The organism is uncultured Caballeronia sp., assembly GCF_964243625.1.
In the GTDB taxonomy this organism is placed as follows: domain Bacteria; phylum Pseudomonadota; class Gammaproteobacteria; order Burkholderiales; family Burkholderiaceae; genus Caballeronia.
In genome coordinates this window covers 1-8,426 of the sequence record NZ_CAXTGZ010000243.1, presented here as the reverse complement: position 1 = coordinate 8,426, position 8,426 = coordinate 1, and the positions used below count along the sequence as shown (strand labels likewise).

Annotated in this window: 8 protein-coding genes; 4 read left to right on the top strand and 4 right to left on the bottom strand. The window is 60.8% G+C overall.

Annotated features, from left to right (window positions below; genetic code table 11):
• On the bottom strand, positions 1–772 hold a 772-nt coding region (locus ACFFAR_RS17240; protein WP_375508180.1), incomplete at its 3' end, for a hypothetical protein.
• A gap of 110 nt (positions 773–882) precedes the next feature.
• On the opposite strand from ACFFAR_RS17240, the gene ACFFAR_RS17235 reads away from it, so the two are divergent.
• On the top strand, positions 883–1,092 hold the full coding sequence (locus ACFFAR_RS17235; RefSeq protein WP_174363529.1) for an NAD(P)-binding protein: 210 nt from the start codon (positions 883–885) through the stop codon (positions 1,090–1,092).
• A gap of 85 nt (positions 1,093–1,177) precedes the next feature.
• Here the strand turns inward: ACFFAR_RS17235 and ACFFAR_RS17230 are convergent, their stop codons facing one another.
• Together ACFFAR_RS17230 and ACFFAR_RS17225 are read right to left on the bottom strand one after the other, a co-directional pair.
• Complete coding sequence (locus ACFFAR_RS17230; protein ID WP_174363528.1) at positions 1,178–1,744, bottom strand: cytochrome b/b6 domain-containing protein; 567 nt, start codon at positions 1,742–1,744, stop codon at positions 1,178–1,180.
• Positions 1,741–2,802, bottom strand: coding sequence for a catalase (locus tag ACFFAR_RS17225; RefSeq protein WP_174363527.1), 1,062 nt, complete (start codon positions 2,800–2,802; stop codon positions 1,741–1,743). Before ACFFAR_RS17225 ends, ACFFAR_RS17230 begins: the two co-directional genes overlap by 4 nt.
• Before the next feature lie 171 nt (positions 2,803–2,973).
• On the opposite strand from ACFFAR_RS17225, the gene alaE reads away from it, so the two are divergent.
• Positions 2,974–3,438, top strand: coding sequence for an L-alanine exporter AlaE (gene alaE, locus ACFFAR_RS17220; RefSeq protein WP_174363526.1), 465 nt, complete (start codon positions 2,974–2,976; stop codon positions 3,436–3,438).
• Between the two features lie 39 nt (positions 3,439–3,477).
• On the opposite strand, the gene ACFFAR_RS17215 is transcribed toward alaE, so the two are convergent.
• Positions 3,478–4,467 carry a zinc-binding dehydrogenase gene (locus ACFFAR_RS17215; RefSeq protein WP_174363525.1) on the bottom strand — a complete coding sequence of 330 codons (990 nt, stop codon included), beginning with the start codon at positions 4,465–4,467 and terminating at the stop codon, positions 3,478–3,480.
• Between the two features lie 435 nt (positions 4,468–4,902).
• On the opposite strand from ACFFAR_RS17215, the gene ACFFAR_RS17210 reads away from it, so the two are divergent.
• A complete protein-coding gene (locus ACFFAR_RS17210; protein ID WP_174363524.1) occupies positions 4,903–7,032 on the top strand; it encodes a TerB N-terminal domain-containing protein in 2,130 nt (709 codons plus the stop codon).
• Complete coding sequence (locus ACFFAR_RS17205; RefSeq protein ID WP_174363523.1) at positions 7,029–8,339, top strand: BREX system ATP-binding domain-containing protein; 1,311 nt, start codon at positions 7,029–7,031, stop codon at positions 8,337–8,339. Before ACFFAR_RS17210 ends, ACFFAR_RS17205 begins: the two co-directional genes overlap by 4 nt.
• The last annotated feature ends 87 nt before the right edge of the window (positions 8,340–8,426 follow it).

Sequence of the window (8,426 nt, the reverse complement as noted above, 5' to 3'; positions counted from 1 at the left end):
GCTCCGGCACGAGTTCGGCCAGGATCAAGGACCCCATGTAGCCATACGTCGTGTGGCCGCTCGGGAAGGACGGGCTGTCGATGAGATTCATGACCGGCCCCTGGTTGTAGACGGTATTGTCAGCGGGGACATGGAAGTAATCGAATCCAACGATGTGCTCTTGACTATGCTCGGTCTGGAATGGCCGGGAGTCGCCATAAGCGTCGGCGTTGGCGCTCCCGGCGGGGCGGCCGTAATTCGTGCCAAACGGATCAGGTGTGCCACCAATGCTTTTCAGGACGTTCCTGGCGTCTGCGGATACCGGTGTCTTTCCATCCGTCGTCGCGTTGGCAAAAAAGTATTTTCCCGAATTCGAGTCGTCGCCAGTGGTGGCGTTGGTGTACTTGATAAGGTCAGCAATCCCCTGCGACACGTTTGTATAGGTCTTGCGATCGTCGTAGTGAGCCCGAGCCTGATAGGCCGCACCGAGGGTCGTACCAAGACCGTCTGCGAGTTCGGCAAGGTTGCCGTCGGTGATGAACGCGTCCCGGAGGGACTGCTGCTGCTGATCATTGAACGGAAGCAACGTAGGCTGCCGGATCGCGCCTGTCTGAATGCCGCCGGTGACCGTGTAATTGGCGCCAAGCGCCGCCTTGCCAGCCGGGGTATTTTCCAACACGGTAACAGGCGCTAATCCCTTCAGCACCGCCATATTCGTCTCGGTTTGTGCTTCGACGCGTAAAGGAATCAAAGCGCACACTACGATTAAACCGCAACCCGTCTTCTCGAACATGATAAGTCCTCCAGTCACCCGCAAGTTATGCGAAACCTCGGCTTTCTATCGTCGCAGGTGATGGGGATTGTAGCCAATACTTCGATGCAAACGCGCGAGCCACGCTGCGTGTGCTTGACCCTGAACCCGGCAACTGGGTGCCGGATCATCCCGGCATTGACTGTAACGTCGTCATCGTTGGAGGCGGGCAGACTGGCGGCGTCTTCGCGTTTGCGTTGCGTCGCGCGGGTGTGTGCAAGGTGACGGTCATCGACTCCGCAGCCGGCAAAGCGAGCGCCGGTATCTGCGCCAAACCGTGCGCGCGTGAAAAAGTTGCGTAAACCGAAAACGCCGGTCTGCCCCGGGCTGGGGTCTGCGAATGCCTTCGTTTATTGCGGAGAGGTGTAAGGGTTCAGGGCGGCGCGTTCATCGATCGCCGGGAGCCCGCCTCTCGCGCGCCGAGCGCCATGGCGCCATCGCTTCAAACACCCCGTCGCGTCTCACCAGCGCGTGCAGAAGCGCAGCCGCCAGGTGCAATAGGATCAACGCAAAAAAGCATAACGCGAGCGCCCTGTGCGCATTCCACAGCAGCGAGTGCAAAAGGTTGCTGTGCGGCAGGATGGGCGGCAAATGAATCCCGGCCACCACGACAGGATAGTCCGCGGCAGAGAGCATGCCCCATCCGATCAGCGGCAGCCCGATCATCAGTAAATAGAACGCGATATGCGAGAGATGGGCGGCGAGTTTCATGGGTTCCGGCATGGATGCCGGCAGCGGCGGTGCGCCGCGCGTCAGCCTGACCGCGAGGCGGATCAGCGCCAGCACGAGGATCACGATACCCAACGGCTTGTGGATGGACACCAGCGAGAGATAATCGGGACGAATGGTGGACACCATCCCGACACCGATGAACAGCATCGCCAGGATGCAGATTGCCATGAGCCAGTGAAGCGCGCGTTGCAGCGGTGTGAAGCGACCGTTGGTCGGGGTCATGGCGTGGCTCCTCCTGCCGGATGGCGCGGATAGTCCTTGTCCTCGGCGGTCCGCCGATCGAACGATACGGCATAGGCGGCTGAGCGAGCTGCAGGAAACGGATCGTCCGAGACATGCATGCCGCTTGGGAGAACCGTCGGGTCGAAGTTCAGGTCGCGGCACGGGCCGTCAGGCTCGGGTTCGATCGCATTGACCACAAGGGTGCCGGCCTCCACCGTGCGTCGATCTTCCGGCCAGGCTTTGCTGGGATCGGCGGTCGGGTCGCCGGGATTGGCGAGTGTGACGACCATCGTCCATTTCTGGGGCGCGGTCTGAACGCGTTGCGTGATATCCGCGGCGAGAAAGTCGGCGTCACGTGCCTTCAACTGATCGGCGGATATTGCCTCGGGCCGAGCGGCGGGCACGAAGGACCAGCGCACCGTCTGGTCCTGTCCTGCAGCATTGGTGAAGACGAAGCTATTCAAGCTGTTATACCGCTCCTGTGCATAGGAACCCGTCCAGGGAGCGCTGCCGGCCCACTTGGCAAATACGCCGAATTCCGGGTGCGCCGCGATGAAGTTCTTCATGGCATCCGGGTCTTTCTTGTTGGCCGATGCCTTAAGCAGCCCGTAGAAGGCCTGGGGTGTTGCGACGGGAAAGAAAGGAAGGTCGATCATGGCCGAGCGCCATTCGCTTCCGTCCTGCGCGACCACACGCAGACTGAGGCCACGAACCCGAACCGTGGCATCGGGCGCTTTGGGATCTGGCGTACCGAGGTTGAAGCGGCCTGTGACCGGATACGAGCCGGCTGTGAACATCGGCGCTTTGGAGAGAGCGGCCGCCGCGCCATTCGATTCGAAGTTGCCGGTAAAGCAGATGCCCTTGGCATGATTGCGCCGGAAACCGAGCGCCGCGCCGCCCGGAGGCGCCAGACTGTCGACGATCTTCGCCGGTGTCAGGCGCCCGGGCGTGAGCCAGCCGGCCGTATAGGCGAAGGCCGCGATCAATGCAATCACGATGATCGCAATCAGCACCAGCGAACGGACTGCTGACGGACGGGAAGTCGGTGTCTCGGCCATCGATCTCTCCAAATCAATGATTCGGCTAGGCAGATATCAAGCAGGGTGGCGCTAATAGTGCCATTGATCGGAGGCGCGTGCCAAGCGCAACCGCGCGATGCGCCTTCATGACGTCAGCAGGTCTCGACCCGGGCTGGTATCGTTCGCGGACTGTTGCCGTCAATTACTCATATGCCTGAACTCACTGACAAGTCTCATCGCAGGCGCTCGTTTATTGCGGACACAACGGCTCTGATCCTGTTCTTCACCACGACGGGTTTTATCAACGAGCGGTTTATCGCGGGGATGAACTGGGATCAGGTCCTGCATGCACGGCTGCTGGGCGCCGCCTTGATGGTTCCCGTGGGGCGCCCGTATGGCGTCTGGCGGGACTACGTCATGCGACATGCCAGATCCGATAACCGGCTGTCGCAGGTTCTTTGGGACAGCGTTGCGCTTGTGAGCTTCCAGGTCCCGATTTACGCTGCGATCATCGCGGTGAGCGGCGCTTCCGGGCGCGGGTTATGGCTCGGGATTCTGGGAGCAACTGTCATGATGCTCGTCCTGGGGCGTCCGTACGGCGCCTTTTTGAATGCGGTAAGAAAGCTTTTCGGCCTGCCTCCCGGGGGAGACAGGCCGATGAGCCTCGACAGCTAATCTTGAGGTTGCTTCCGGTTCACGAGCCGCGGCCCCGCTTCAAACCTCAACCACGATCTTCCCAAACTGACCGTTGGTTTCCAGATAACGATGCGCGTCCACCATTTCATCGAACGTGAAAGTACGGTCGATGACCGGCTTGAGCGCGCCGCTCTCGAAACCCTTCAGCACATACTCGACGGCCGCTTTCCTGCTGGTTTCGTCGCCGCTCGTCAGCCAGATGTTGTGCGCCTTCACCGTCAGCACCTTCGCGATCATCTCGAGCACGGGCAGCGGCGTGACGTCCTCGCTGAGCGCGCCATAGATGTACGCGATACCCCCGAATGACAATGCCGATATCAGCTTCGCGAAGTTCGGACCGCCGACGGGATCGAAGGCCACGCGTGCGCCTTTTCCGTCGGTGATGCGCATGATTTCATCGAGCAGGCTGGTTTCGTCGGTGACGATCACGTGCGCCGCGCCTGCATCGAGCAATTGCTGTTTCTTCTCGGCGGTGCGCGTGAGCGCAATGGACGTCGCGCCGGCGTAGTTGGCAATCTGGATGGCGGCCAGTCCCACACTGCTCGACGCCGCAGGCACGATCACAAAATCGCCCTTGGTCACTTTTGCATCTTCGACCAGCGCGCCGTACGCCGTGACGAACATCATCCAGACCGATGCAGCCTCGCCGAACGAAAGAGATTCCGGATGCTTCACGGCCGCATAGTCCGGCGCGATGATCGTCTCGCCATAGGTGAAATACTGGTTCATCGAAAACGATGGAATGACGTTCACCTTGTCGCCGGGCGCAAAGCCCGCGACGTTGCTGCCGACCGCATCTACAATGCCGGCCGCCTCGTAGCCAAGACCTGCCGGAAACTTGACGGGCTCGATGTATGCGTCGAGACGCCACATCGATTCCGCGCGATTGAGGCCAATTGCCTTTACGTTGATGCGGAGTTCATCGGGGCCGGGGGCGGGGACGTCGGTATCGATGAATTCGAGCACTTCGGGACCACCGGCTTTCGCAAATTTGATTGTCCGTGACATGGAAATCTCCAGAAGAAATAGGGTGAAACTACGCGTTATATACAGTAGAGCATCGAGCGAAATGCTGCTTTTTGTACTGCCCTAAGCTTGGGCTCCAGGCCTCGCCGATACCTCGTCGTACCATCGGCGCAAGGCTGCATGCCCATCGGGGATCGGCATTTTCAATGCGTTGGCCGCGAAGTCGATTGTCACGTTGATTGCAGCCTAGTTTTCAGCCAGATCGAAAGGGCGCCTTGCACTCGCGGAATTTCCAGCCGCTCAACCGCCCGGCAGCAGGCTGCGCGGCGGTTCGGGACCACGGTGAAAACGGAGAATAAGTAATATAATCAACAGGAAATTGCTGGTTCACGGTCTCGCGGGAAGCAATTCCCGGCAAGACGCGCAACACAGGTTTCATACAATCGGCACATTGTTCACGAGGGGCCTGCTTAATCCATGGGGAGTTCTTCCGGCGCTTACAACGACCGCGGCGCGTATGACGATAGCGACGACGAGGCGTTGATATCAGTGACCATCGCGGAAAATCCAGTCGCGACGGGCCACGGGATCAAGCCGCCACGCAATGCTTCGGCCTCCTCTGTAGCGTGGATTGCTCCCGGACAAACCGTCGAGATCGGCGATACCTCCATCTCCGGCGGCATGTTCTATCTCGGCGATGTGCACCGCTCGACGCCCCGGTCAATCGAAGCGTGCGTGATCGACCCGCGCGCCGATGTGGCCGACATGGGCGCGAATCAGATCGCGGCGCTCGGTTCCAAGGAATTGAGTTACGGCACGCTGACGGCCGAGCAGCGGCGGACCTATCTGGAATGGCTCTGCTCGGACCGCAAGAAATCCGACATCCATACCGGCTACCTGTTTTTCTATCTATACGGTCTTGAGCGACGGGTGCTCGTGGATGGCGCGGCAGGAAAGGTCGGCGAAACCGAATTCGCCGATATCGCGCGCGAACTGCGCCGTCTGCTGAACATCGATGCAAATTATTCGTGGCAAAAGCATTTGCGCAATCTGCTTGAATCGGTCGGGCTGATGTCATCGCGCAACGGAAAGATGTATAACAAACCCGCACCGCGCGGCATGGCAATCGGCTATCAGGTTCCCATGGACGTGCGCGTCGCGTTCGCACAAGCCGCCGTCGATAAACACCCTGTCCCCGCCGGCTGGGCGCTCGCCTGGGCGAAGATGGACCCGTTGCTCGTGCGCCGTGCGGCCGTGACGCGTTGCCCCGAAGAGTTCGACAAGGTGTTCGTTCGCAAGTACGCCGAGCGTTTCAAGAACGGCATGCTGCTTTCGGTGAATCGCACGACGCTTGAAGTCCGGCCCGATCCTGCGTTCAGCGCGCTCAGGAACTTGCCGGTGCCGGGGTTCCTTGTCGGATTGCCGGATATCGGCGCAATCAACGGGCCGCGCGGCCGGCTGCAATCGCTGATGAACGAATCGGCGAGTGCGCTCGACTCATATAGCCGCTATCTGGGCAGGTTTCCGGGCGCGGCGGGAACGCTCGATGCGACGCTGATGTTGCCTATCGAATTGTGGCCGGACGCCATGCAGCACGCGCTCGATGCGCTCGCCGACGAAGTCCGGCACGGGCAAATCGGCGTGTCGACTTTCGGCGAAATTCTCGGGCGATTCAAATTCACGGGCAACGTGACGCGCGACAAGATGACTGCGTTTTGCACGGTGCTGTCAAAGGCCGGTATTGCGATCGAGCCCGATGTCAGGCTCGGCGCCCGCACGCCGAAACCGGGTGATGCGCTGGCGCTGTTTGCCACGACGGCCGGGGCCGACGTTTTGCTTGCCGATGACGCGTACTCAGTCGCAACCGTCATGATCGATCTCGCCGCAGCCGTGGCCGTGGCCGACGGCACCGCGTCAGATGCCGGAATTTCGGCGATCGATAATCGGATCGGCACGTGGCCGGAGGCATCGGAAGAACTTAAGCTGCGGTTGAAAGCGCGAAGCCGTGTGCAGCTTGCGCAGCGTGCCGCGATTGCAGGATTCAGGAAGCGGCTGGAGCCGTTGGCCGCGAACCTTCGAAACGATCTTGCGGCATTGCTCGTGCAAGTGGCCAACGCGGATGACGTTGTATCGCGGGAAAAAGTGAAGGCGCTGGAGAAAGTGTACCGGATGATGGGTATCGATACACAGCGTCTTTACAGCGCCCTGCATCAGGACGCGGGCACTGCGAAACCTGCAGCGAGCTTTACGCTCGACCCCGCGCGGATCGCGGCGTTGAAGCACGAAACGGCACGGGTATCGGCGATTCTTGCTGACGTATTCGTGGAAGAGCAGCACGCCCCGGTGGCTTCGAAAGCAGCCGAGCCGGAGCAACCGCCGCTTATCGGACTCGACGATGCCCACTCGACCTTCCTGCGCCTGCTCGTCACGCGTGTCTCGTGGACGCGGGCCGAGCTGGAGGACGCGGCATCGAAGCTCGACCTGATGCTCGATGGCGCTATGGAACAGGTCAACGAGGCGTCGCTCGATCACTGGGACGAGCCGCTGACAGACGGGGATGACCCGGTAGAAATCAATCAGGAATTAGCTCAAAGGCTGGCTGCATGACAACGATTCGCCCAAGGGACCGTGACGCGGTCCTGCAATCCCTTCGCGCCGGCGTGGTGCCGCGCATTGGGCAACATCTGATCCAGGTCGGCCGGGCGAGGGAACTCGACGCGCTGATGAAGGACATCGACCGCGTGGCCGATGGCGGCTCGAGTTTTCGTATCGTCGTGGGCGAGTATGGCGCGGGTAAGACGTTCTTCCTGAACCTCGTGCGCGCGATCGCGCTGGAAAAGAAACTCGTGACCGTGCATGCCGACCTGAATCCGGACCGCCGGCTGCATGCGTCTGGCGGCCAGGCACGTTCGCTCTACGCGGAGCTGGTCAAGAACATGTCCACACGCACGAAGCCCGAAGGCGGCGCGCTGGCGGGTGTGGTGGAGAAGTTCATCGGACAGGCGAAGACTGAAGCGAAGGCCTCGGGCAGGACCAGCGAAGAAGTAATCCGCGCCCAGTTGAGCCAGTTGACCGAGATGGTCAACGGCTACGATTTCTCGGATGTGATCGCAGCGTATTGCCGTGGCTTCGAAGATGGCAACGAACAACTCAAGAGCGACGCGGTCCGCTGGCTGCGCGGCGAATTCTCAACGCGCACCGACGCTCGCGCGGCGCTCGGTGTTCGCACTATCGTCGACGATGCAACCATCTACGACCAGTTGAAGCTGCTCGGCCGTTTCGTGCGCATGGCAGGGTATAGCGGCCTGATGGTCTGTCTCGACGAACTCGTGAACCTGTACAAGCTGTCCAACGTGTCGGCGCGCAATTCGAACTACGAACAGATACTGCGCATCCTGAACGACTCGCTGCAGGGCTCGGCTGTTGGTCTCGGTTTCGTGCTGGGCGGCACGCCCGAATTTCTGCTCGATACCAAACGCGGCCTCTACAGTTATCCCGCACTGCAATCGCGTCTTGCCGAGAACGCGTTTGCGACTAACGGCCTGGTCGATTACAGCGGACCTGTCATCAGGCTCGCAAGCCTCACGCCGGAAGACTTTTACGTGCTGCTCGACAAGATCCGGATGGTGTATGCCTTCGGGGACGCCAGCAAGGCGCTCGTGCCCGAAGAAGCGATCCCGGCATTCATGAAGCACTGCGCGGCGCGTCTTGGCGAGGCGTATTTCCGTACACCGCGAACCACGATCACGGCGTTTATCAATTTCCTCGCCGTCCTCGAGCAGAATCCGGGGCGCGACTGGCGCGATCTGATCGATGCGTTGACCATCGAGCGCGACGACGGTGGCAGCACGTCCAACGTTCCCGCTTCACCCACCGACGGTGACGATGAACTCGCCAGCTTCCGGCTCGACTGATTCCCGAAGTTTCGACCTGCTCGACGAACGCATCCGCCGATGGATCTGGCAGGAGGGCTGGACCGAGTTGCGCGACGCGCAGGAGCG

Bases quoted from the DNA above. Each gene is read 5' to 3' on its own strand.
- ACFFAR_RS17225 (WP_174363527.1), bottom strand. From the start codon at position 2,802: ATGGCCGAGACACCGACTTCCCGTCCGTCAGCAGTCCGTTCGCTGGTG.
- alaE (WP_174363526.1), top strand. From the start codon at position 2,974: ATGCCTGAACTCACTGACAAGTCTCATCGCAGGCGCTCGTTTATTGCG.
- ACFFAR_RS17205 (WP_174363523.1), top strand. From the start codon at position 7,029: ATGACAACGATTCGCCCAAGGGACCGTGACGCGGTCCTGCAATCCCTT.
- ACFFAR_RS17210 (WP_174363524.1), top strand. From the start codon at position 4,903: ATGGGGAGTTCTTCCGGCGCTTACAACGACCGCGGCGCGTATGACGAT.
- ACFFAR_RS17215 (WP_174363525.1), bottom strand. From the start codon at position 4,467: ATGTCACGGACAATCAAATTTGCGAAAGCCGGTGGTCCCGAAGTGCTC.
- ACFFAR_RS17230 (WP_174363528.1), bottom strand. From the start codon at position 1,744: ATGACCCCGACCAACGGTCGCTTCACACCGCTGCAACGCGCGCTTCAC.